Origin of the sequence: Ferrithrix thermotolerans DSM 19514 (assembly GCF_900128965.1) — a bacterium.
In the GTDB taxonomy this organism is placed as follows: domain Bacteria; phylum Actinomycetota; class Acidimicrobiia; order Acidimicrobiales; family Acidimicrobiaceae; genus Ferrithrix; species Ferrithrix thermotolerans.
Genome location: NZ_FQUL01000039.1, coordinates 1 through 21725 on the forward strand (window position 1 = coordinate 1; position 21725 = coordinate 21725).

Here is a 21725-nt window from a genome sequence, read left to right on the forward strand (position 1 = left end):
TTGATGCTTCGCATGTCGTAGCGAAAGCGTGTCTTGTACTTGCACTTTGGACAAGTGAGCTTTGAGTTCCACCACTATCTCTGACTCAAAGAGAGAAACTTTGCTTACCACGACACCTTTTAGGCCAAGGATCTGCGTAACTAAAGAAGTAGCGCACACGGGTCCGATCTTCCTTTTTTGATGGTTTCGCAACTCCAAATTTAGGGGTCGGAAACCGTGCGCGTTTCTTCTATCGCTTTTTCAGACCCGAAAGTCACGATTGTGATGGGGTTATTCCCCGATTAGGTGACTCGGGGGATCCACATGAGTGTTAGGAGAGCCGAATAAGAGTGGTCGACTCACATATTGGGTGGTCCGAAAAAAGGGGGCGTTCACCACTACGGTTGAGAGCTGCAGTAACAGTTGGGCTCGGAGGTTGCTGGGATAGTTGTGACCCGAGGGACTATATCTATGTTAATTGACTTGGTTTGCAGCGAACAGTTTCCGCCTTTAGCTGCAAATTCCTCCAACAACTAGACACTACTACGTCGAGCAGTTAAGTTCAAAGGTTGTTTATTCACCTTTGGGGCAAGAGGAGCGGAGTCCCGAAGATGAGACGTCGCAGAACAAGTCGAGAAAGGGGAAGGATCAAGGGGGTATTTACGAAACGATCTTTATCACAATCTTGCTCGCATAGTTGTACTGAGCGAGAGGGACAGAGAGCTCGATTGCCGTAAGACTACGGTTGAGATCTTTGCTGCGTTGAGATCTGTCCATAAATCGTCGTCTTAGAGCAGACCTTCGAGTGTAGAGCAAAGGAATCTCCAGGATAAATACTTACCGACAGGGGAGACAACGATGTGTCGATGAATGGTAGTAGTGTAGCCATCTATGGATAACCTTGAATACCCAGCTGCAAGGCGATGCGACGTAGTAGACCATTACTTCGGAGAGGCGGTCCCAGACCCCTATCGTTGGCTGGAAGATACAAATAGTACGGAGACTAAAGATTGGATCGCCCAGCAAAACGCTCTCACTCAGCGTGTGCTCAAATCTTGTTTGAATCGTGATGCGATACGTGCTCGAACACGTGAACTTTGGAACTTCCCAAAAGCTGGCGTTCCCTTTCGGCGTGGGGTGAAGTGGTTTCAGACCCGAAACTCTGGTCTACAGAACCAGTCAGTGTTGGTTGTCGGGGACGAACCCTGCGGTGAAGCTCGTACCCTGATCGACCCAAACCCATTATCAGATAACGGAACGGTAGCACTTACTCAGCTTTCAATCACTCATGATGGTCTATTAGTTGCCTACGCGGTTAGTGAATCGGGGTCAGATTGGATGACTTGGCGTATCAGGGACGTCAGTACCGGGCAAGATTTACAAGATTTAGTGCAGTGGTCCAAGTTTATGTCAGTTTCGTGGCGCCGTGACAAGAGCGGATTCTTCTACGCAGGAATGGATCAACCTTTAGAATCAGGAGTCTTTCTAGATGAGAGCAGGGGTAGGCGCATCCTGTTTCATAGCCTTGGCACCTCTCAGCGTCAGGACGAGGAGGTCTTCAGTGCCCCGAATCAACCTGACTGGCTACCCTCAGTTGAGGTGAGCAACGACGATAGATATCTGTTCTTAAGTATTCACAGAGGCACTGGAGTAGAAAATATGCTCCTCGTTAAAGATTTGGCCTATCCCGATGCGCGTTTTCAGCCTCTTTGCAAAGACTTTTCCTGTAAAGCTCAGGTAGTCGGTAACGAGGGGACGAGAGTCCTGATACTGACCGATAGAGATGCAGAACGACAAAAAATCGTAGAACTTGACGTCTCTCGTCCAGAAGATCCTTGGCTTGATGTAGTCAAAGAGTGCGAAGATATTCTTCTTGAGGCGCAGATCTGTGGCGGTAAGATCGTGTGCCACTACTTGCGTGACGCTCAGTCGGTTCTAAAGATCTACGAAAGAAATGGGGTTCCATCTCATGAGATCGCCGAGATCGGGAGCGTCTCCCTTACCCACGACTCGACATCGCCAAGATCCTTTGAGGGTGATCCCTCTGATTCGTGGATCTACTTCCAGACGGTCTCTTTTGTGGAGTCTGGTACGATCTGGCGTCATAACGTCGACACAAAGATCACTGAGGTACTTCAACGATCAGCGTCAATACTTGATCCAAACGACTACGTAACTGAACGGGTCTTTGTCGAGTCGCAAGATGGGACGAAGGTGCCGATGTTTCTGATCCATGGTCGAGACATGGTACCCAGAGGCGATGGTAGGGTGCTGATGTATGGATACGGAGGGTTCAACATTCCGGTCACTCCATCTTTCTCTCTTCTCTTTGCGTCTTGGCTGGATAGCGGTGGTGTCGTTGCGGTGACAAACCTGCGAGGGGGAGGGGAGTTCGGTACTTCGTGGCATGACAGCGGTCGCCTCGGTAATAAGCAGAATGTTTTTGACGACTACTGCGCCTGTGCTCGGTGGCTAACAACCTCTGGATGGTCAACTCCTGGTAGAACGGCCATCTCTGGAGCGTCGAACGGTGGCCTTTTGGTCGGCGCCTGCATAACTCAGCACCCCGAGCTTTTCGGAGCTGCGATCTCAGATGTCGGTGTCTACGATATGTTACGGTTTGATAAGTTTACAGTTGGCTGGGCTTGGCGCAGTGACTATGGGAGTCCCAACGATCCTGAGCAGTATCGTTGGCTGAAGTCTTACTCTCCACTTCATAACGTAACTCCAGGAACCTGCTATCCTCCAACCTTCGTGTTGACCGGTGACCACGACGACCGGGTTGTTCCGGGTCACTCTCTAAAGTTTGCAGCAACGTTGCAGGCTGCGCAGGGCTGTGATCGACCGATCTTGTTGCGCGTTGCAGCTTCAGTGGGACACGGCCTTGGGAAGCCGGTTGAGATGCTTATCGATGAAGTGGTAGACAAGATAGTCTTCTTAGAGACGGCTATGGCTTAGCCTGGTGTGCTCATCTCTTGGCTTGGAGACGTTATCGTCTGCTTTGTGAAGCCATGCGAACAGCTCGAGGTTGTCGCTGAGGATAGACCCGTCGATTCATACCTGCGTAACGTTGGTGTTCCGGTCAACCCCAGCCACAGGTCTCATTAGGCCTAATACCTCGTTTCAGCTGCGCGTTTATAACGTTGGCCGTGCTAAAGCCGTCTTTGAATATGGCCATTGACTGTGTTTCTCTAAAGTCCCATCGACTTACCCTGAGAGCTAGCGGAGGCTCTCTGCTTTTTTGGACATATATCTGCTAAAGGTACAGATCGTGAACCTCTCCGCCCTTACGGACGGGGCCTCTGGTCCGTCCAGGTTGGGGTTGTCTCAAAGTTTGAGAAGTTATAGCTTTATTTGTTCCCCTGGAGGTGCAGGTAAGAGAGCTTCAAGGCATTATGTGTGGTCGTCTGGGTCATGCTTTATGGTTCAGGCGACGAAGAGGTGAATAGATGTTCGGCGCCTGTGGAGTATCCTTAGATCCTCTGGTCCTTAGATGCATAAATGAATAGATCTAAAGATCAACTTCGATAACTTTCATGCGCAGATAGGCAGTCTGACAAAGGACCTTCTCTTTAGATAATGGAACGTTAGCTTGCAAAGCGTCTCGAATGGCCAAGGAGACGCTGGTATCAGAGGTGGCAGAGAACTAAAGTGTTTCTGAGGTCAGTCAACCAACAGCAATGTCTGACGAGACTGTTCCTTTAGCCTGTGCAGCTGTGTAAGTGTCTCCTCGTAAGAAAGCTCTTTGACGATCGGCTCGTCGGGCTCAATGGAGTATTGGACGTAGTAGGAAAAAAGGTCGGCTGCACGTAGCAGTCTTGTCAGAGTTGTTTGTCGGCTTGAGTCGTGGTGATGCCTTACCGCCTCCAGCATCTCTATCGGAAGACTCCACGACTGCATGACCATAGAGCCAAGATGAGGATGTGTGGTACCGTAACGCTCAAACTCCAAGGACAAAAGGCGATCCTGGTCTTCTTGCGAAGGAGGAAAATTTACCTCTGACAAAATGCGTTGATAACCCTCACGATCGTACTCTCGGAAAAGTGAGACGCCGAGGTCGTGCAACATCCCAACCGAGAAGGCCTCGCCACTGTCTATGCCAAAGACTGGTGCCAGTTGAGTTGCGGCCATTGCAGTCGTGATTGAGTGCAGCCAGTCGGACTCGTCTATAGGGCTGACCATCTGTAGTACGCTCGTCAGCGCGATCGACTGAACGGTTCTAAGTCCAAGTAACGCAATGGCCACGTTGAGTTGAGAGACCTGACCTCTCCTTGAGTACATAGACGAGTTTGCCATACGCATAATCTTTGCGGTCAAGACAGGATCGGTCGCAATAATAAGAGCTAGATCGGCTGCTCCAACATCGTCGTGACTTATCTCATTTAGCACAGCTACAGCTACATGCGAGGCTGGGGAGAGGTTTTCGAAGCTGTGTAGCAACACCTCTTCGATGTTTCTCACTTTGGTGCCTCTCTTTGTCGGTTTTCCTGATATTCCATCGAGTCTGTTTCGACCTACCAGGAGTGTCCATTGAGTTCTTTGTTGGATGAAAACCAGATGCCCCGATCTCTCGGGGCATCTCTGGCTGGCTTGGTTTTAGGGTTGGAAGCTCTTCGGACTAGTGCCTACCTTTCAGTTATGCCCTAGCTCCAACAGATATAACGATAAAACAAAAAATCCCTAGGCGTTAGGGCCATAGGTCCCAATGAGATAGGGAAGATGCACACCTTCTATGTATGCGTCGCTGTTGTGGTGGAGACTTTGTCTTTTAATGAAGTGTTTGTGGTCGCTAGCTGTCTCTATGAGGAGATGCGACGTCGATCAAACTGTAGCAAGGTAACGCCTGAGGCGAGAACGAGAACAGCGGTGGAGGACGCCATTCCTGTCACTACCCCAAAGGTGTCTGATACGTATCCAGTTAAAAGAGGGCCAGCCGTCTGTCCAATAGCCATAGCGGCTGTCGCTATACCCAAAGCCTTGGTTAGGGAAGAAGAGGGAGGTTACGCTCTGCGGTCTTGGCGAAGGCGGTGGAGGACGCCATCAGTCCAAGTCCAAACAGCAGAGCCGAAGGGAGTGCACCTGCGTTAGAGCGTGTAAATGTTGGTAGGGCAGACCCGGCTGCGACGACGATATAGGTCGCTCCAAGACCAAATCCTCCTTTGAGCCTCGATAGAGGCCCTGACCATATATAAGCCGATAACAGGCTGGAACCCCCAAGTACGACGTAGAAGATGGAGATAAATAGAGATGTCTTCCTTTCGAGTTTCAAAAGTACGACCACAAAGGTCATAAATGATATGTGTCCAGCACCAAAGATGCCGTAAGACAAGATCGCCGCCCATAGTGTAGAGACTCGTGCCTTTGGTAGCTCGATATCTGACTCTCTGTCATTATCCCTGAGGTCGTGTTCGGAGATATGGGACACTCCCCTTTGAACTAGTAGAAGGGACATAAACGACAAGACCGCTAATGCGAACCACCCGTACTGCCAACGGCCCTCGCCCGTAAAACTCAAGAGAGCAGGAAGTACCGCTCCAGAGATAGCTGTACCGAGACCAGCGCCTCCAAAGTAAAGGCCTAGGGCGAGTGACGCCTCCTTTGCGCTTGCCTTTTTGCCTGATAGGTAGTGAGCTAAGACTGCTCCTCCTGCGATGAAGACTAAGGCGCCGAAGTAACCTGAGAGGCCTCGAAGAAACAGTATCAAGGTGTAGCTGTTCGTGCCTCCGACGAAGAGTAGAAGTAACACGAGCATGAGCATGGACATTAGAACGGTCCTTTTGTGTCCATATCTCTTGGCGACCAGGTGGACGCTAAGCGCTCCTACTAGGTAACCCATAGCGTTCGTCACGTTTAGTGCCCCTGCTTCCTCGTAGTTGAGGTGTAGCGGCTGAGCCATCGGTGGCAGTAGGAGTGCATAGGAGAATCGCGCAAACCCAATAGCGGTTGCCGGTGCCCACGCCATCAATATGGCAACGGTAAGGTTTGAGGTCGGCCTTCTGCTCAAAATATCCACATATCGATCGTATACAGCTGTGTAGTCTTCATGGGACCGTCCCTTCATCCAAGATATCTTCGGAGGTTGTAAACGCTCAGATACCGTCTCTGATCGGCGTCTCTCTCCCAGTACCAAGAGGTGCTATCACGGCTTTGGTGGATCGAACGTCAGTCGTGCCCTAACCGTTGTACTTGAGAATCATGCGTCTGTGTTGCTTAGAGCAAGACGGCTTCGTCGTAGTGGTTGAGCTCTTGTTTCAGTAGTTCTGTAGATACTTCTTCCGCCTTGGCTCTATGAAAGTTCAAGAGATTTGAAGCAGTAGGTGAAAGGGCGATTTCTATGTGGAGTTCAAAGTCTCACGATCCGCACCCCCAGATACGGTGTCAGGTCTGTGTCTCTGGTATCTCCTCTTGCTCTGTTTTCTCGATATTAGGTAGGCTACATATTCAATTCTTAGAAGAGTTATAATAAGAGAGCCGTCCTATATATAAGAGCGCTATTTAAGTCGCTATAGTGGTTGTATGGAGACTGCGGTAGATACGAAGAACAACCTCATCGATCGTCTTAGAGAACGGGGTTGGCGGCTTAGCGCACAGAGGCGTGTCGTCGCTGAGGTGCTAAAGGGAGATCATGTGCATCTGACCGCGGAAGAGATCCTTGAGCGGGCTCAAGACCGTCTCCCTGAGATAAGCCAGGCAACCGTCTATAACACCCTTAGAGACCTTGTGGCGATGGGGGAGGTTAGGGTTGTGGCAGCCGACGACGGTGTAAAGCGTTACGATCCCAACGTGGAGGTCTCCCACCACCACCTCCTCTGCCTTAGGTGCCAAACCCTCAAAGACGTCCACCCTTTAGGAGTGGAAGGTGTTACGCTTTCAGACTCTGAGCGATTTGGATACGAACTTCAGGGACTAGACATAGTTTTCAAGGGTCTATGTCCAAGCTGTAAGATGGAGTTGGCCACGCAGTAACGATGGAGATAAGAAGGATCTGGGGCCTGATAGAACTTGTTCTCAGTGGGAATCTGGTTGATGTCGAGTCAACTTGGAGAGGTAGACGAGTATTAAGCCACCTCCCTCCGTGGTACCAAGTGGGCCTTTAGGGATGGGACTTTACTTTGAGAGCTAAAACTGGGTTAGCCCTATATGTGTTGTTGTCGGTGATGGGTGTGGGACTCTTAGCGAGTGGGCTATCATTTGTCTCGATAGCTCTTTACGAACACACACAAACCAGTGCTCCGTCTAGCTGGAGGGCTTCTCAGGGAGTTATCTGTGATGTGAGGTCAATTCAAGGATCTTCTCCTGAGCTGTTTCAGAGCACCGTCTGCTACAGAGTCAACGGCCAGACCTATCGTATTAGAGACCTCCCATCTCCTGTAAGGGCAACGCTTGGGACGGTAAGAGAGGTTCGCTACGACCCCGGTAATGTCTCTTCAGCTAGAGATATAGCTCAGCAAAAGCCTGATTGGATGGGCCTTTTGCAAAAAGGTGGAACACTGCTTTTTGCTGCCCTTGTAACGCTCATCTACTCCCTTTTCAAAGTCGCAAGGACCAGACGGAAGATGCAGAGAAGGTAAGAATTTCGAAAATTTAGTGGACCTGGAGCGACCGGTTTCTTGAATGGTCTTAAATAGGTTCTGCGTCACCTGGAAGAGACTGAGGGCGAATCGAATCTATATCCAGGTGACGCAAGATCTTGTTTGTTTACTTCACAAGCAGGGACTTGGCCTCACCAGCGGGCCTTGCTCCGGTCGTTGTAGCAAACGCATTGGGAACCGGATAGGTCCCAAGCACAAAGTTCAAGATGGCCACGTGCTGCATCTCTACTGGCTGAATCGTTGCTGCTATAGCCCTGGCTGACTTGGACGATAGTGCATATAAAGCTTCGAGGTAGGTCGCAGCCGCCACACCTTCTAGGTTCAACGCCAGCTTTGCAAGATCGACTACGTTTGCAACCTTACCAAGATCGGCGTTTATGACTCCATTTAGTGCTGGATCAGGGGCGGATATCGCCTTATAACCAGCTCCAACTAGAATTGAGTTCCATGCCTTTGCATGGTCTGCATGCTGAGCCATGGCGGTTTCGGCGAAGTTGGCCACGGCGGGAGGAACGGTCCCAAGTTTTCCCGCTGTGGCAGCAGATATGCCAGCTTTGTAGGTGGAGACAGCTAGGTTCTCCAAGCTTGCCGCTAGCGCGGCTACCTGTAGATCGACAGAGGGTCCTGCAACCTTTGGTGCGGCTGTGGTCGACGTCGAAGCTGCGGTCCCACAAGCGGCGAGCAGGGCTCCTCCAGCGCCAAGAGCAGCAGCCTTCGTTAGAAACGATCTCCTGCCATATTTTGACTTGGTCAACTCCCGTATCGATTCGGATACCTCGTTTGCTCCCTCTCTCATCTTCGGAAGAGTGTCCTGGTGTTTATCTGCTAACTCCTCTGTCAAGCTGTATAACTCGTGCTCTGAGATTGCGATCTCGGGAGTTGTGTCTTTCTTCGTTCTCACTTAACGGCTCCTTCTGTTTGGGGTCGGGCTTTGTTCGTAGGGTAAAAAGCATTTGGAAATCCGATGCTTCCTGCTGCGGCGGGGAGTTGAGCTGCTGGGGGTGGAAGCGTGATTAGTTGGGGCGCACCTGCTGACAACAGTGCGGATACGGCTGTCAAGATAGCGACGTGCTGAGCTTCAACTCCCAGTATTGACGATGTGACGTCGATGGCTCTCGCTTCACTAAGGGCAGCTACGTTGGCCACGTAGGTCTCTGCAGCACCTTGTTCTAGTTCTAGCGCCAAGTTGACTACCTGCGAGGGACTGGTCAGTGAAGGCTTTGCAGACTCTACTACCTTTAGCAGTACTGGATCGGGATTGTTCTGCTGTTTACCCCCAAGGGCAGTGATCGCAGCGTTGAAGGCTTGCGCATGCTCCTGATGCTGTTTCATCGTCGTCTGTGCAAACGCCTTTACTACTGGGTTTGCGCTCGATCCTCCGATAAATGGGAGCGTAAGGGCTGTTTGGTAGGTTGCAACCGCAAGATTTTCAATTGATGCTGCGGTCTGCAGTATCTGTATGTCGGTGTTAGAGGATGCAAAGGCCGGCTTTGAAAACAGCGCTAGCATGGCAGCTCCAAGACCGGTTACGCCAAGGATTCCAAGTCCATTAGACGCAGCTCCCAAGATCTCCGATCGTTTCTTAGTGAACTCAGCAGCCTCTTCCTTGCGTTCTTCAGGGCGCTCAGTGGCTGGAGCGACGTTGTTGATCAAGTCATTTATGTCGCCTCTCGTTCGCCTCATTGCGTCTGAATGGATGTCTTTTGACTGTTCCATGAGCTCTATCAGCTCAGGTTCGTCAAGATTACGGTTTTCGTTCATCTCTTTCCTTCCCTTATCTATTTCTCTGATAAGACCTATTTGACGATAAGTGTCCCGTGCATAAAGGAGTGGATATCGCATATGTATGGATATGTACCCTTTGTGGTGGGGGCTTTGAATGTGCCTTGGGCTCCGGGGGCAATGTTCCCTGAGTTGAAAGCCGGTGCCTGTCCGTTTGGTCCTGGCTGGGCCGTTACGGAGTGAGTAGCTACGTCCTTGTTCTTTACCACCACGGTCTCACCCGGAGAGACGACCAAGGTGGCCGGGTAGTACTTGAAGTTATTGATCACTATTGTGGCTTCGTTCTTTGTAGAAGCTGACGATGAGTTGGAGGTTGTGCTCGATGCTGAGGTTGCTCCGCAAGCCGCCAAAGAGACGGTAGCAGCGCCGATCGCCAGAGCCTTTGTCACGTACCCCTTTAGTGGGCGTGTTTGCTTTGATTTCATGACACTACTACGAAGTCGCCGAGTGCTTTGGTTTAACTTCTATCTCTTCGATCTAGTTTCCGGTCCTTGCAGATGTGGCGGGGTAAATAGTCCCCCAGTCCCCAACATCGGCAAAGATATATAATCTGAGCACGTTATAGGCGTCGTATACTTTCCATGATGGAGCATTGGAAAGAAGCTAGTGATACCAAGCTAGTTCTGGCGGTTGCTCGTTTTGAACAAGATGCGCTTGCCGAGATATACAGACGCCATGGCGGCGCTATGTTAGCTTTGGCAAGAAGGGTACTTAACTCTCCCGGGCTCGCGGAAGAGGTGGTGCAGGAGATCTTTATTAAGCTTTGGCGGGATCCAACCCGCTACGACCCAGAGCGAGGTTCTCTTAGATCTTTTCTGCTTGCAGCTGCCCACTCGAAGTCGGTAGATATAGTCCGCTCAGAGAGTGCCCGAAAGGCCCGGGAGGAGCGTGAAGCTCGACTAGCTGTCATTTCGAAGGACGACGTTGACCGAGAGATAGTTGAGCTTTCAAACTCTGAGACGGTTCGGGCGGCTTTGAACAACCTTGCAGAGACGGAGCGACGCCCAATAGAGCTCGCATATTTTCATGGGCTTACCTACAAGGAGGTATCTGTGGTGCTAGAACAGCCGGAAGGAACCATAAAAAGTAGAATTAGAAGTGGGCTAAAGAGGCTCTCAGTCTCTTTAGCAGAGGTCGAGATATGAGCCATGAAGAGATAGTTATGAACCACGAAGAGATAGTGGAGTCTTTGGGGGTATACGCCCTGGACGCACTTGATGAAGACGAAGCGCTTATAGTTACGCAGCACCTTGAGGAATGTATGAGCTGCTCTTTGGAGGTGTTAAGGTATCGAGAGGTAGCTGGCAAGCTCGGAAGCTCTACCGTCGGATCCTCTTCTGCTTTATGGGAGAAGATCGAGAGATCCCTCGAGCTTGAGGTCCCTGAAGGTATCGATGGGATATTGGCTGATCCTCCCAAGTTGCAGTTGCTAGGGTCAGATGCATCTGATAGGACGATAACATCAAAGTCTAAGAGCCATCGGTCGAGAAGAAGAGCTATTTTGACCTCGGTTGGATCTATCGCAGCAGCGGTGATGCTTGTTCTTGGTTTTGAGGTGTCACATCTTTCTGGGCAAGTTAGTGCGCTTAGATCTAGTACCTCTCCAACGCTTTCGGCCGTAGCATCTGCAGCTCTATCCAATCCAAGCGCAAAGGTGTTATCGTTGAGATCTACTCAAGGAAGACTGCTTGCTGAGGTAGCGATCTTGCCAAGTGGTCAAAGCTATTTTCTTGGAAGAGCGATTGTAGCGGTGAACAAAGCTAAGACCTACCAACTCTGGGCGATTGCGGATGGTAGAGTAGTGTCCCTAGGGGTGTTGGGTACCAGGCCTCAAGTTTACTCCTTCGTGGTGCAAAGGAATGTGACGCAGTTGATGCTCAACATAGAACCAGAGGGTGGGGTTACAGTCCCTACTACTCCGGTGATAGCCACTGCGAAGGTAGTCTAAAACTGTCGAAGTTTCAAGAGCACAGGGTGAGCGACAGAATGTGTTGTGCCATCAACACTGTCAAAACTTCATGCGCTCTATCTATTAAGTGCGTCCCATGAGAAGCGTTCTTGTACTTTGGAAAGACGTCACACTGGGCGCCTCTCTCCGTCGCCCAGTGTGACCTACTGCCTGACACATCCATTTCGATGGTTGTTGCCACTACCGTTACCACTGCGATTGTTGCTATGGCTGTAGTGCCCTAATTGCCTGGATGAGACCCGCCACATTTGGAGTACCAAGTCCAGATGCTGGATCCCATCCAGTGCTAGCGTTGTAGCCGGTTATACCCGCAAATGAGTTGTTCCCACTTGTTATGTCGTGGAAGGCCTGTGCATATAGGGCAGGATTCTCATATATCCGATAAAGCGTCGGTGCTATGTATCCAAGATTTCCCAGTGCGCTTTGAGCCACTGCGTCCACGGCAGCCCACTGAGGTGTAGCTGCTGAGGTTCCTCCTATGGGCACCCAGCCAGCGCCTGCGATCGGGTCGAAGCTTTCATAGATTAGAACAGCGCTTAGAACCGCTGCGTTATAGGAGACGTCAGGGAGCCCCCTCATCAGATTTGGATTTATAAGACCGGCGGACTGTTGGAAAGCGGGTTCGGGGAAGAAGGCGCTGTAACCTCCGCCTCCTGCTCCAAATCCATCGTTCCACACCGACTCTGGCGTGTAGGTGGTGATAGCCTCTGGGGTAGAGGGGATCTCTGTTCCCCCTACAGATATGACATACTGACTCGAGGACGGATAGTTAACGGTTGGATAGGGGTAGTAGACACCTTGGGCGTTGGTGTTGGCGGCGCCTGTGTCACCCGCTGCGAAGAAGCTGCTTATTCCGGCTTCCGAAGCCTGTTGGTAGAGCTTGTTCAACTGCATCAGCTGGTTCGTTCGGGTAAAGGTCTGCTCCGCTGTTGCCCAGCTGTTAGACCAAATGTTGCCGATGTGATTGTCCATCGCCCATCTCTGAGCGTTCTCCATGTTCCACATGCCGTGAACCCCGTAGGTCTCCGCTACAGGTACAAGCACTAGATCTATGGTCGCATCTGGAGCCATGGCGTGAGCGTACTCGACGTCTAGAGTTGTCTCATACGCCCATCCGATCTGGTTTGCAACCTGCTTTGGATGATGGAAAGCCGGGGTAGCGAGTCCGTTGTAGTGTAAAACCACCTTGCCTTCGGGCTCATATATGTTGAAGGCGGGTGGGGGAGGTAGGTGATAGGCGGCGTCGAAGATAGTTAGATCTTTTTGGATCGTAGGACTGCCGTAGGAGTCGAATATTACGATACTTTGCCCCTGACCCTTGTATCCCTGGGCGTAGGCACCGGTGAAGTTGTACTCGTTTGCCATGTCGCTGGGACCATAACAAGCGATCTGAAAGTGGGCGAGGCAGTAGCTGTTAGAGGGCGGCGCCTGACCAGGAGAACTATTTATCACTGGCCCTACCTGTAACAAAGGGACTAGAGAGGCTTTCTTGGCACTAGTTGTTTCGGAGCCTGGGTTCACATGGGTCAAAGATGCAGCACTCGCCGTCGACATCGAAAAACCAGCTGCTAGCGCAAGAGCACCTAAGCCTGCCAACCCTTTCTTGGCTAATACACGTTGACTGCTCAACTAAGTCACCCCTTCCTACATGCGGTTACATAAATAACACCTGAGATTACCACAGATAAAAAGTTCTGACTGAGTTTATGGCATAAAAGTTGTTATATGCCTCTCTCAAATGGTAGGACTTAGTTACTTCTTACAGAAGTCAAGACATACAACCCTCAAAGCCCACTGGCCATGTTCGCGGCCGGACAGAGATCTGTCTTTCCCTGGTGGACGGAGGCAGTTCGAGAGTAGTTTTTAGGGTGCGGCATCAAACTTGCAAATTACCCTTTGTGCTAAGTTGTGGAGTCTGCGAAAGGTAATCTGTGCTGTGTGAGCCTTAGGCTCTGATAGGCTCTCTTTGTAAATCTGGCGATGTGGGGCAGTAGATGACCTGGGTCGGCTACGGTCACATGCGCCTTCGACTTGGTTCGCTTCAGTTACACGCTGATCCAATGCAGCTAGATGATTTAGATAACCCATCAGATGACCTGGTAAGTTCACTTGAATAGTTGATTAGAAGGTTCATGACGAGGTTGGAAGCGAACCGAGTTTGTCCACTCCATTGGGCGTCAACATCCTCTCTTTGACCTCTAAAGAGATGGCGCCATGTATCACCATCTCATTGCTCTGGATTCCTTTTGCCGCTACTAAAGACCAAAGAGCAGGGAACGGTGATAGAAAAACACAGAGCGGCTGGTGGAATTTTTCTTGAAAGATCAGAGAGCCGAGCTTACTGAGTCTTTGGGTTTAGCTAGTTTGAAAAAGGTACAACCCGATTTCTTCCCGAGGTTTTTCCTCTATACAGTGCAGAGTCGGCGCTGTATATCAACAGGTTACAAAGCTCGCTGTCTTGCAGCCTAGCCGGTGTAAAGAGGACCACCTGGGAGACCGTAGCAAGTCCGATCGTCATCGTTACTCTAAAGGGAGAAAAGGTGCCAAGCTCTGGTGTGAAGACGAGTTGGGAGATCTCGTCTCGAAGCTTTTCTGCTACCTTTATCGCTGAAGCCGTGTCCTGCCCGGGAAGGTATGCGACAAACTCTTCTCCTCCGTATCTGCCAACGACATCTCCCGACCGTAAGGACGATCTAAGAGCAACTCCTACGGCCTCAAGTACGTTGTCACCAACTATGTGTCCGTACTTGTCGTTTATGTCTTTGAAGTGATCTAGATCCATAAAGAGCAGAGCTCCCTCCTCGCCCCTCTCAGATGCCTGCCCAATAAGGGCCGTGATCTCCTGCAGCGATGCGTTACGGTTCAAGAGGCCCGTAAGGGGGTCGGTTGATGCCCGGACTGTGAGTTCTTGATTCTGCCTTGCCCGTTGTAGCGCGTAGCTGCATTGATCAGCGAAACACTCAAGCGCCACGATGTGTTCGAGAGACGGAATCAGGCTGTTCTCGGGCTCATCTACCGAGATGACACCAAGAAGGTCGCCGTTTTCGGCCCGCAGGGGTATGGTGAGGGTGTCTAGTGGCTGCCAATGGTCCTCTCCGATGTCTTCGTCGGGCCGTAAGGGTATGGAGAGGCTGGAGATGACATTAGGCGTGTAACCAGCGCGCGAGTGATCGTAGAGATAGGATCTGGAGATCTTAAACTGTGGCTGCATCAGTTCGGTGAACGAAGAGTAGGGAACCGGATTGCTTGCGAGCCTGTCCCTGTCCTCGTCGTTAAGTCCAAAGAAGGCTACTGCAGCTAGCTCCCTAGTAGCGTCGTCGTATAGATACAAGACCACCCGTTGGAACCCTCCAGATGATCCCATGGCGTTTACGATCGTCTTTAGAACGGACTCTACCTGAGTTGCCTTGCCGATCGCAGAGCTCGCCTGTAAAAGGCGTGCAATCTGGGTCCTTTGATGTGTGATCTCCGCCATCTCTTCCCTTGATGCACTGCGGAGCTTGTCGACCTCCAACAAGGTGGCGGCGACCTGACTGCAAAGCTGTAACGTCAAAAAGTCTAAGGTCGTCGGAATCTTTCCAGAGAGGGGGTCGTCGAGGCTTATGAACCCTGTGATCTCTCCCTGTGAACTGTAGATCGTCGATACAAGCAGAGAACTCGGATGCCATGGACCTCCTGGCTTGGTGGGTTTGTGAACAATGATGTAGGGCATAACCCTGGGATCTTGCAAAACCTCGGAGGAACCCTCGAGCCAAAGCACATCACCGTACCAAGCGCCGGACTCAGCGATGATCTCAAAGGTTTCTCTAGGCAAAGTGTACTCCTCAAAGACGTCCCTGTCGTGATAGAGGCTGTTTTGACCTACCGCTCGAGTCCTGAAAAGGTCGTCGCAATCCAAGACGCTAACTACACAGAGTCCAAAGCCAAGGGTGTCACAGATCAAAGTGGCCAATATAGATAGGGCAGCGGCTGTGTCGTTGTTTTGACGCAGAGACTTGAGTCCCTCTAAAAGCCTCTGTAGGCGTTCTTCTGCAACCAGGTCGCCACTTTTATTTGAAAAATCTAACTCTTTGCTAAAGTCCACCTGATGCCCTGCTTAGACACGATCTATCTGCCCCTTGTCGATATTGATCGATATCACCACCAAAACTCTTTAGCGGACGTTGCCACTTTATCTTGTTGGGGTCTAAAGACCTATAAAAGGTGGTCTAAGAGAAACTCCGTACGTCTTTTGACGATGCTTAGGCGAGTCGATTGCAAAGTTGGTGCGTGTCGAGAGGTTGGCAACGCCATAAGCTCTAGCTCCGTATCGTACTGCATGGCTCTTTCAAGCAAGGCTGCGGTATTGCGAAAATGCACGTTCTCGTCGATCAGGCCGTGGATTATTAGACAGGGAGCCTTGAGTTGCTCAATGTGGCTTAGTATCGATGCGTGGCTGTACCCTTCGGGGTTGTCAGATGGAGTGCCCATATAACGCTCGGTGTAGGCGGTATCGTACCACCTAAAGTCCACAACAGGTGCACCCGCCACTCCCACCTTGAAGGTAGATGACCTCTTGGCTAAGAGACTCAGGGTCATAAACCCACCATAACTCCAACCATATACTCCAACGGAGCTCTCGTCGGTGTCAAAGTTGCTATGGATGTAACTTAGTCCTGTGATTTGATCGTCAAGTTCTACGGTACCCATGGCGCGATATATCGGAGCCTCAAAGGACTTCCCGCGTCCGGCCGATCCTCTGTTGTCGAACTTAACTACGACGACACCGTTTTGGGCCAGGAGCTGCGCCTGCAGATCGGCGGTTTGGGACCAGCTCTCCCTAACCATCTGAAAGTGTGGGCCTCCATATACGTTTACGACTACGGGTCTGTTCTTAGAGATCCCATCGGGGGGAAGATACAAGAGCCCATACATCACCTCCCCTCCGCTTAGTGGAACCTCGATCAACCGCGGGGGTTTTAGGGTAAGGGGAGTGTGGGAGTGCCATTTTTTGGTTGCAGAGAGGTGATCCTTGCCGCAAATTATTGGCTCATCAAATAGGTAGAGCCTAGTTTCAAAGGGTTGTTCTCGGTTGCTGTGCTGCTCCAACAGCCATCGCTGTCCCTTTGAGACGACCACCTGACGAGAGCCTCGCACAAGATCTAGCGGCTCCGACAGACGTCTCTCTCGGATGTCATATATCTGGAGGCTGTTTTCCAAGGGGGATAGGTAGTTGGTTGTAACCACAACGTAGCGGTGTTCATGGGAGAGTGAGACGATCTCGTTCACGTCGAAGTCTCCCTCGGTTAGAGCTACAGCTGATCCCTCAACGATCAGGCAGAGGTGCCGCCTTCCACTAGCCTCTGTTGTAGTCAGCACCGAGCCGTCATGCAAGAGCTCGTACTGCGGTGTTGCATTTATCCAGGGATCGATCTCTTCGGATAAAAGTTCGTATGTCTTATCTTCTGCTGGGTTATAGATAACCACTCTTTGGCGTCTCTGAGGACGGTCAAGAAACTGAAGTAACAACCTATCTACACTCAGCCACTTTGCTAGTGATAGGTACTCATAACCTGTTGGAAACTCAATCTGTCGTAGTTTATCTCCTTCGATACCGCAGATAAAAAGCGATACCGACGCGTTATCTTCTCCCGCAAATGGATACCTGTACTGTTCAAGGTTGACCGAGGTCTCATCGATCCGGACTATCGGAAAGGTCGGAACCACTGTCTCATCTACTTCTGTGTATGCGATCCATCTTCCATCTGGAGATGGCCAATACCCATCTGTTCGATCCAACTCCTCCTGAGCAACGTACTCAGCCACTCCAACGCTTACCCCTTGACGAGACGGGGAAGCTACGACTTCCCTTTCTTTGGTCAGTAGATCTATGGTGACGAGACAGTTTTCCTCGATAGCTGCGATCTTCGTCGTCGATGGTACGTGGGTAGGGTTTGTAAGCGCTAGGTCGCTTAGATCAAGAACTATCTCGAGCCTCTTGGGGTCCATAACCAAGTAGTGCCCGTCTGTATTTATGAGCATGAGCTCCCGACCGGCTAAGGAGAAAAGTTCGTATCCCGCAACACCAAAGAAGGATATCCGAAGCCGTTGTCGCCGAAGATCTTCTTCCAAGGTGACTCCCGAGGTAGTATTTGCGCGCTTTGGAATCTCAAGCCTTCTCACACTGAGATCGCTTAGGTCTAAACAATAAAGTGACAGCTCAGACGATTCAGAAGTGGTTGCCAAGTAATAAAGGTGCTCTTCATCGGCTGAAAACTTAGGAGAGATCCAAGTGAAGGAGCCGGGAGGGGTGGACGATGCTACGTCTTTATAGGTAATTGGGTTCAATATCGGCTTCCATGTCATGGTCTGATACTAATCAATGCTTGAGGGAAGTTGTCGACACCGATGAGAGGAGCGATGAGTAGATCCAGTTCTAACGGTTCGACATGGAATAAAAGGAGTTCGATACACCTTATAAAGTTCGTTACTTCAAACGATAAGAGAGTTGACTTATGAACGTTGGAGATTTGGTTCCTGACTTCCAACTAGCCGATCAGTACGGAAAACTCCGTAGTCTTGGAGAGTTTTTGGCTGAGGGGGTAGTTGTACTTTTTTTCTATCCGGCTGCCATGACAAAGGGATGTACAGCGGAGAGTTGTTACTTTCGCGATATGGCTGCGGAGTTCAAAGAGCTAAATGCACTAAGAGTCGGTATCAGTCTGGACTCGGTAGACAAGCAGCGAGAGTTCTCAGATACCTACAGCTTTGACTACCCCTTGCTGTCAGACTCAAAAGGAGAGGTCTCAAAGCTGTTTGGCGTCAAACGCCCTATCGATCTATTGAAGGTCAAGCGACAGACGTTCATCGTTGGACAGGACTTCAGGGTAAAGGCGGTCTTTCGTTCTGAGACCAACATGAAAGCGCACGCAGACGAAGCGCTTGCCTTTCTAAAGGTAAACTCCTAACATCACTTCTTCCAGATATCACGGCGGTGTGTCTCTTGGGGTATGTTGTGCAAACCCGGCTGTATTGGCGGATATCTCTTCAGATCGGGAAGAGCAAGAATTAGTCGAGGTTCCCCTTCCGATACTCGTGCCAGCAGGTAACTAGCTAGAGGCTCAAAGAGATGCGACACTAGGGTTGAGGCTCATCTTAGGGCGTTGCGTCGTCTATGAAGAGACTAGGCATCTTTGTGGCCAATTTACTTGCCCTTCAACTTATTTATGTGTTATTTACGTGGTATTTGGGTGTTGCTACATAAGCGATGAGACTCGACCAGCGTCTATCTCACAGAGTTTAGTTAGCACGATTTCCCGATTGTAAGGCATCGTAAACTAAGAGTTGACAAAGAACTAGGATTGGTGTCGGAGGGGGGACTTGAACCCCCACGACCTTGCGGTCACTAGGCCCTCAACCTAGCGCGTCTGCCTATTCCGCCACTCCGACAGTGTCTAGTTACATTAGCAGCCCAGCACAGAAATCAGCGCGTGCAAATAGTGTAAACTTTAGTTTCGCAATCGGTGGCTGTTTGGTGCGATTGTTTTTGAGTGCGCTCTGTGCGAGCTCTATTCAGCGACTGGATAAGATCGATGGAGAGCTTGGCTCACTCTATGAGCCTTGACGTGGGAGATGGACGAGAGGTTTTACATTAAATGAGTCTTTTGGAAATCAAGGATCTGAAGACTGACATCAAACTTCGCACCTCTGTGGTGCACGCCGTGGACGGCGTCAGCATGACGATCGACGCAGGTGAGTCTGTTGGTCTTGTAGGAGAGTCGGGATGTGGCAAGACCATGACCGGTATGTCGATCATGCAACTGTTGCCTCCTGGCGGGTTTATAGCCTCGGGTTCTATCTCTCTTGAGGGGCGTGACCTTACCAAGATCTCGGAGAAGGAGATGAGATCGATAAGGGGGAACGACATAGGGATGATCTTTCAAGATCCTATGACGTCCCTTAATCCCTGTATGACCATAGGAAATCAGATTGCAGAGACCGTAAGGTTGCACAGAGGAGCTTCAAAGAAAGAGGCTCTCGATCGCGCAGCAGAGGTGCTTGCACTAGTTGGAATGCCCAACCCCCGAGAGCGACTTTCTTATTATCCCCATCAACTCTCGGGCGGGCTACGTCAGCGCGTGATGATTGCCATGGCTCTGTCGTGCGAGCCCAAGCTCTTAGTAGCAGACGAACCCACGACCGCTTTGGATGTGACTATCCAAGCCCAGATACTCTCTCTACTCGATGACCTGCGAGAAAAACTTGGCATGGCTATGTTGCTTATCACCCACGATATGGGCGTCATCGCTGGTAGGGCAGATCGCGTTGTCGTCATGTACGCTGGCAAGATAGTCGAGGAAGCTGAGACGGAAGAACTCTTTCAAAACACTCATCACCCATACGCCGAGGCCCTGTTATCCTCTATCCCTCCGCTCGATCGTGATGTGGAGGGACGCCTGTACTCGATTCCCGGTCTTCCACCGGATCTGACGAACCCACCTGTAGGTTGTCGATTTGCACCGAGGTGTCGATATGCTCACCACGACTGTTTCGATAAAGAACCATCGCTGATACATCCGGCTGAGTACGATCATGCCTTTGCCTGTTTTTCCCCTGTAGGCGCTAAGAAGGGTGAGGATAACGTAACAAGGATTGAGATTACGACCGATGGGCCTGGGTACAGGAGGGTGTATGCAGATCATCCAGAGACCCTTATGGTGCTGGACAAGGTAAGCAAGGAGTTTCCCGTTACCAAAGGAGCCGTACTACAACGCAAAGTTGGTACCCTTCAGGCCGTAACCAACGTCTCGCTAACGATCTTTAAAGGTGAGACTCTGGGAATAGTGGGGGAGTCTGGTTGCGGTAAGACTACGACCGGTTCGATGATGGTGGGTCTCGAAGAACCGACTTCGGGCTCCATCTACTTTAACGGCGAGGACCTGACCAGGGTCAAAAAGAGCGAGCTAAGAGCGAAGCGAAAAGACCTTCAGCTTATGTTCCAAGATCCTTACGCATCGCTAGATCCAAGGATGCGTGTAGAGCAGATCATTAGAGAACCCCTTGATGTGAACAAGATCGGAACCAAAGAAGAGAGACGGAAAAGGGTCGTACAACTTCTAGGGGAGGTTGGCCTCTCTGCTAAGGCTCTAGAGCGCTACCCCCATGAGTTCTCGGGTGGACAACGGCAGAGAATCGGACTTGCAAGAGCTCTGGCTCTGAACCCGAAGTTGATCGTTGCTGACGAACCGGTGTCCGCTTTGGACGTCTCTATACGTTCTCAGGTACTAAACCTGATGAAAGATCTACAAGGAACTCACGACCTTACTTACGTTGTGATATCACACGATCTCTCTGTGGTTAGGTATCTTGCAGATCGGATCGCCGTTATGTACCTCGGTAAGGTTGTAGAGATCGGTAGTGGGGCCGATATCTATGAGAGAGCAGCACACCCCTACACCTCTGCGCTGCTTACGGCGGTGCCGATAGCGAATCCTACCCTTGAACGTAAAAAGGATAGAAGTATTGTAAAGGGTGAGTTACCCTCCGCAATGAATCCGCCTTCGGGCTGTCGTTTCCGAACGCGTTGTGTCTTTGCGCAGGATATCTGTGCAAAGGAAGAGCCGGTTATGCGGAGTTTTGGTGGTGTGCACGAGGCTGCTTGTCACTTCCCACTTCAAAGCCCAGTCGAAGATATCGCTGCAGTAACGACTATTTAGCGTCTCGAGATGAAGTCACCAAATTGAAGTACCTTTATCTCTTGCTATCTTGGACTACTAACTGCAATTTCTTGCTGTGGGGATGTAGGAAGTAGAGGTCACTAGCGCCTGTCTAATTTCGGTGTTGGCAGGAGTAGCGTTCAAGCCTTTTGTCTGAACTTACCTGCTATATCCCGACCAATTCGTGCCACTAACTGGGGTTATGGCAGCATCAAGAAGGTGTCTGACTGCCACAGAGTTATCTTTGCTTTATTCAGTTCCCCTACGTGCTAAGCTAATTGCCGCCTGTTAGCGCGTGATAATGAACTTAGGGCTTGCAGCAGTTGACTTCACGCGCAGCTATAACGATTTATAGTGAATCTTCGTGAGTGGGCATTTGAACAAGGTATTCATCCCCAGACCGCTTACAAGTGGTTTCGTCAAGGCAAGTTGGCAGTTCCGGCAACCAAAATGGGAAAGCTCATCTTGGTGGGAGATCTGTCATCTAAGTTCTCAAAAAGGACAAGGATCTACGGTGATTTACGCTTGCGTATCTTCTGCTGATAAAAGGAGCGATCTGGATCGCCAAGTGGCACGCGTGCTTGGCTGGGCCACTTGACATCGTTACTCGGTAAATCGAGTGGTCAGCGAGGTTGGTTCTGCCCTCAATGGTCACAGACAAAGGTTTCTTTCTTTGTTGTATGACAAAGAAGTAGACACGATCCTGGT

19 protein-coding genes and 1 tRNA gene are annotated in these 21725 nt (G+C 50.6%); 9 read left to right on the top strand and 11 right to left on the bottom strand.

Annotated features, from left to right (window positions below; translation table 11 throughout):
- A partial coding sequence (locus tag BUA24_RS12820) for a hypothetical protein (protein ID WP_218587463.1) occupies positions 1-192 on the bottom strand: 192 nt, incomplete at its 3' end.
- Positions 193-870: 678 nt separating this feature from the next.
- Here BUA24_RS12820 and BUA24_RS09995 point away from each other — a divergent pair.
- Positions 871-2937 carry a prolyl oligopeptidase family serine peptidase gene (locus BUA24_RS09995; protein WP_072792052.1) on the top strand — a complete coding sequence of 689 codons (2067 nt, stop codon included), beginning with the start codon at positions 871-873 and terminating at the stop codon, positions 2935-2937.
- Between the two features lie 705 nt (positions 2938-3642).
- On the opposite strand, the gene BUA24_RS10000 is transcribed toward BUA24_RS09995, so the two are convergent.
- The 3 genes from BUA24_RS10000 to BUA24_RS10005 all read right to left on the bottom strand — a co-directional run bounded on the left by BUA24_RS10000 (position 3643) and on the right by BUA24_RS10005 (position 6040).
- The gene (locus BUA24_RS10000; protein WP_072792055.1) at positions 3643-4440 is read right to left on the bottom strand and encodes an HDOD domain-containing protein; all 798 of its coding nucleotides are present in this window, start codon (positions 4438-4440) and stop codon (positions 3643-3645) included.
- 338 nt (positions 4441-4778) lie between these two features.
- Positions 4779-4952: an MFS transporter gene (locus BUA24_RS12265; protein WP_143146518.1), complete on the bottom strand. Its 174-nt coding sequence runs from the start codon at positions 4950-4952 to the stop codon at positions 4779-4781.
- An 8-nt stretch (positions 4953-4960) separates the two neighbouring features.
- On the bottom strand, positions 4961-6040 hold the full coding sequence (locus BUA24_RS10005; protein WP_072792059.1) for a YbfB/YjiJ family MFS transporter: 1080 nt from the start codon (positions 6038-6040) through the stop codon (positions 4961-4963).
- Between the two features lie 455 nt (positions 6041-6495).
- Here BUA24_RS10005 and BUA24_RS10010 point away from each other — a divergent pair, with 455 nt between their 5' ends.
- Positions 6496-6945: a Fur family transcriptional regulator gene (locus BUA24_RS10010; RefSeq protein ID WP_072792061.1), complete on the top strand. Its 450-nt coding sequence runs from the start codon at positions 6496-6498 to the stop codon at positions 6943-6945.
- Between the two features lie 146 nt (positions 6946-7091).
- Positions 7092-7550: a DUF3592 domain-containing protein gene (locus tag BUA24_RS10015; RefSeq protein ID WP_072792064.1), complete on the top strand. Its 459-nt coding sequence runs from the start codon at positions 7092-7094 to the stop codon at positions 7548-7550.
- A 127-nt stretch (positions 7551-7677) separates the two neighbouring features.
- Here BUA24_RS10015 and BUA24_RS10020 read toward each other — a convergent pair whose 3' ends face one another.
- Genes BUA24_RS10020 through BUA24_RS10030 form a run of 3 tightly spaced genes read right to left on the bottom strand, consistent with a single transcriptional unit; the run spans position 7678 to position 9778 of the window.
- Positions 7678-8472, bottom strand: a complete 795-nt coding sequence (locus BUA24_RS10020) for a ferritin-like domain-containing protein (protein ID WP_072792067.1) — start codon at positions 8470-8472, stop codon at positions 7678-7680.
- Complete coding sequence (locus BUA24_RS10025; RefSeq protein WP_072792070.1) at positions 8469-9332, bottom strand: ferritin-like domain-containing protein; 864 nt, start codon at positions 9330-9332, stop codon at positions 8469-8471. Before BUA24_RS10025 ends, BUA24_RS10020 begins: the two co-directional genes overlap by 4 nt.
- 35 nt (positions 9333-9367) lie before the next feature.
- Positions 9368-9778 carry a cupredoxin domain-containing protein gene (locus tag BUA24_RS10030; protein ID WP_072792073.1) on the bottom strand — a complete coding sequence of 137 codons (411 nt, stop codon included), beginning with the start codon at positions 9776-9778 and terminating at the stop codon, positions 9368-9370.
- A gap of 159 nt (positions 9779-9937) precedes the next feature.
- On the opposite strand from BUA24_RS10030, the gene BUA24_RS10035 reads away from it, so the two are divergent.
- Complete coding sequence (locus tag BUA24_RS10035; RefSeq protein WP_178138800.1) at positions 9938-10498, top strand: sigma-70 family RNA polymerase sigma factor; 561 nt, start codon at positions 9938-9940, stop codon at positions 10496-10498.
- The gene (locus BUA24_RS10040) at positions 10495-11301 is read left to right on the top strand and encodes an anti-sigma factor (protein WP_072792079.1); all 807 of its coding nucleotides are present in this window, start codon (positions 10495-10497) and stop codon (positions 11299-11301) included. The genes BUA24_RS10035 and BUA24_RS10040 overlap by 4 nt, the downstream gene beginning before the upstream one ends.
- 225 nt (positions 11302-11526) lie before the next feature.
- Here the strand turns inward: BUA24_RS10040 and BUA24_RS10045 are convergent, their stop codons facing one another.
- Positions 11527-12951 (bottom strand): S53 family peptidase, encoded by a 1425-nt coding sequence (locus BUA24_RS10045; RefSeq protein WP_072792081.1) that lies wholly within the window; start codon positions 12949-12951, stop codon positions 11527-11529.
- A 365-nt stretch (positions 12952-13316) separates the two neighbouring features.
- On the opposite strand from BUA24_RS10045, the gene BUA24_RS13195 reads away from it, so the two are divergent.
- Positions 13317-13439 carry a hypothetical protein gene (locus tag BUA24_RS13195; RefSeq protein WP_272867305.1) on the top strand — a complete coding sequence of 41 codons (123 nt, stop codon included), beginning with the start codon at positions 13317-13319 and terminating at the stop codon, positions 13437-13439.
- Positions 13440-13681: 242 nt separating this feature from the next.
- On the opposite strand, the gene BUA24_RS10050 is transcribed toward BUA24_RS13195, so the two are convergent.
- Positions 13682-15406: a sensor domain-containing diguanylate cyclase gene (locus BUA24_RS10050; RefSeq protein ID WP_072792083.1), complete on the bottom strand. Its 1725-nt coding sequence runs from the start codon at positions 15404-15406 to the stop codon at positions 13682-13684.
- A gap of 110 nt (positions 15407-15516) precedes the next feature.
- A complete protein-coding gene (locus BUA24_RS10055; RefSeq protein ID WP_084660415.1) occupies positions 15517-17667 on the bottom strand; it encodes a S9 family peptidase in 2151 nt (716 codons plus the stop codon).
- A 149-nt stretch (positions 17668-17816) separates the two neighbouring features.
- Here BUA24_RS10055 and BUA24_RS10060 point away from each other — a divergent pair, with 149 nt between their 5' ends.
- Positions 17817-18269 carry a peroxiredoxin gene (locus BUA24_RS10060; RefSeq protein ID WP_072792088.1) on the top strand — a complete coding sequence of 151 codons (453 nt, stop codon included), beginning with the start codon at positions 17817-17819 and terminating at the stop codon, positions 18267-18269.
- A 394-nt stretch (positions 18270-18663) separates the two neighbouring features.
- Here BUA24_RS10060 and BUA24_RS10065 read toward each other — a convergent pair.
- A tRNA-Leu gene (locus tag BUA24_RS10065) sits at positions 18664-18750 on the bottom strand.
- A gap of 206 nt (positions 18751-18956) precedes the next feature.
- Here BUA24_RS10065 and BUA24_RS10070 point away from each other — a divergent pair.
- The gene (locus BUA24_RS10070; RefSeq protein WP_072792090.1) at positions 18957-21017 is read left to right on the top strand and encodes an ABC transporter ATP-binding protein; all 2061 of its coding nucleotides are present in this window, start codon (positions 18957-18959) and stop codon (positions 21015-21017) included.
- A gap of 354 nt (positions 21018-21371) precedes the next feature.
- On the top strand, positions 21372-21560 hold the full coding sequence (locus BUA24_RS13455) for a hypothetical protein (RefSeq protein WP_072792092.1): 189 nt from the start codon (positions 21372-21374) through the stop codon (positions 21558-21560).
- Positions 21561-21725: the final 165 nt, after the last annotated feature.

Excerpts from the sequence above, each read along its gene's own strand:
- BUA24_RS09995 (WP_072792052.1), top strand. The coding sequence starts at position 871 with ATGGATAACCTTGAATACCCAGCTGCAAGGCGATGCGACGTAGTAGAC.
- BUA24_RS10005 (WP_072792059.1), bottom strand. The coding sequence starts at position 6,040 with ATGAAGGGACGGTCCCATGAAGACTACACAGCTGTATACGATCGATAT.
- BUA24_RS10010 (WP_072792061.1), top strand. The coding sequence starts at position 6,496 with ATGGAGACTGCGGTAGATACGAAGAACAACCTCATCGATCGTCTTAGA.
- BUA24_RS10025 (WP_072792070.1), bottom strand. The coding sequence starts at position 9,332 with ATGAACGAAAACCGTAATCTTGACGAACCTGAGCTGATAGAGCTCATG.
- BUA24_RS10030 (WP_072792073.1), bottom strand. The coding sequence starts at position 9,778 with ATGAAATCAAAGCAAACACGCCCACTAAAGGGGTACGTGACAAAGGCT.
- BUA24_RS10035 (WP_178138800.1), top strand. The coding sequence starts at position 9,938 with ATGGAGCATTGGAAAGAAGCTAGTGATACCAAGCTAGTTCTGGCGGTT.
- BUA24_RS10040 (WP_072792079.1), top strand. The coding sequence starts at position 10,495 with ATGAGCCATGAAGAGATAGTTATGAACCACGAAGAGATAGTGGAGTCT.
- BUA24_RS13195 (WP_272867305.1), top strand. The coding sequence starts at position 13,317 with ATGACCTGGGTCGGCTACGGTCACATGCGCCTTCGACTTGGTTCGCTT.
- BUA24_RS10055 (WP_084660415.1), bottom strand. The coding sequence starts at position 17,667 with ATGACATGGAAGCCGATATTGAACCCAATTACCTATAAAGACGTAGCA.
- BUA24_RS10060 (WP_072792088.1), top strand. The coding sequence starts at position 17,817 with ATGAACGTTGGAGATTTGGTTCCTGACTTCCAACTAGCCGATCAGTAC.
- BUA24_RS10070 (WP_072792090.1), top strand. The coding sequence starts at position 18,957 with ATGAGTCTTTTGGAAATCAAGGATCTGAAGACTGACATCAAACTTCGC.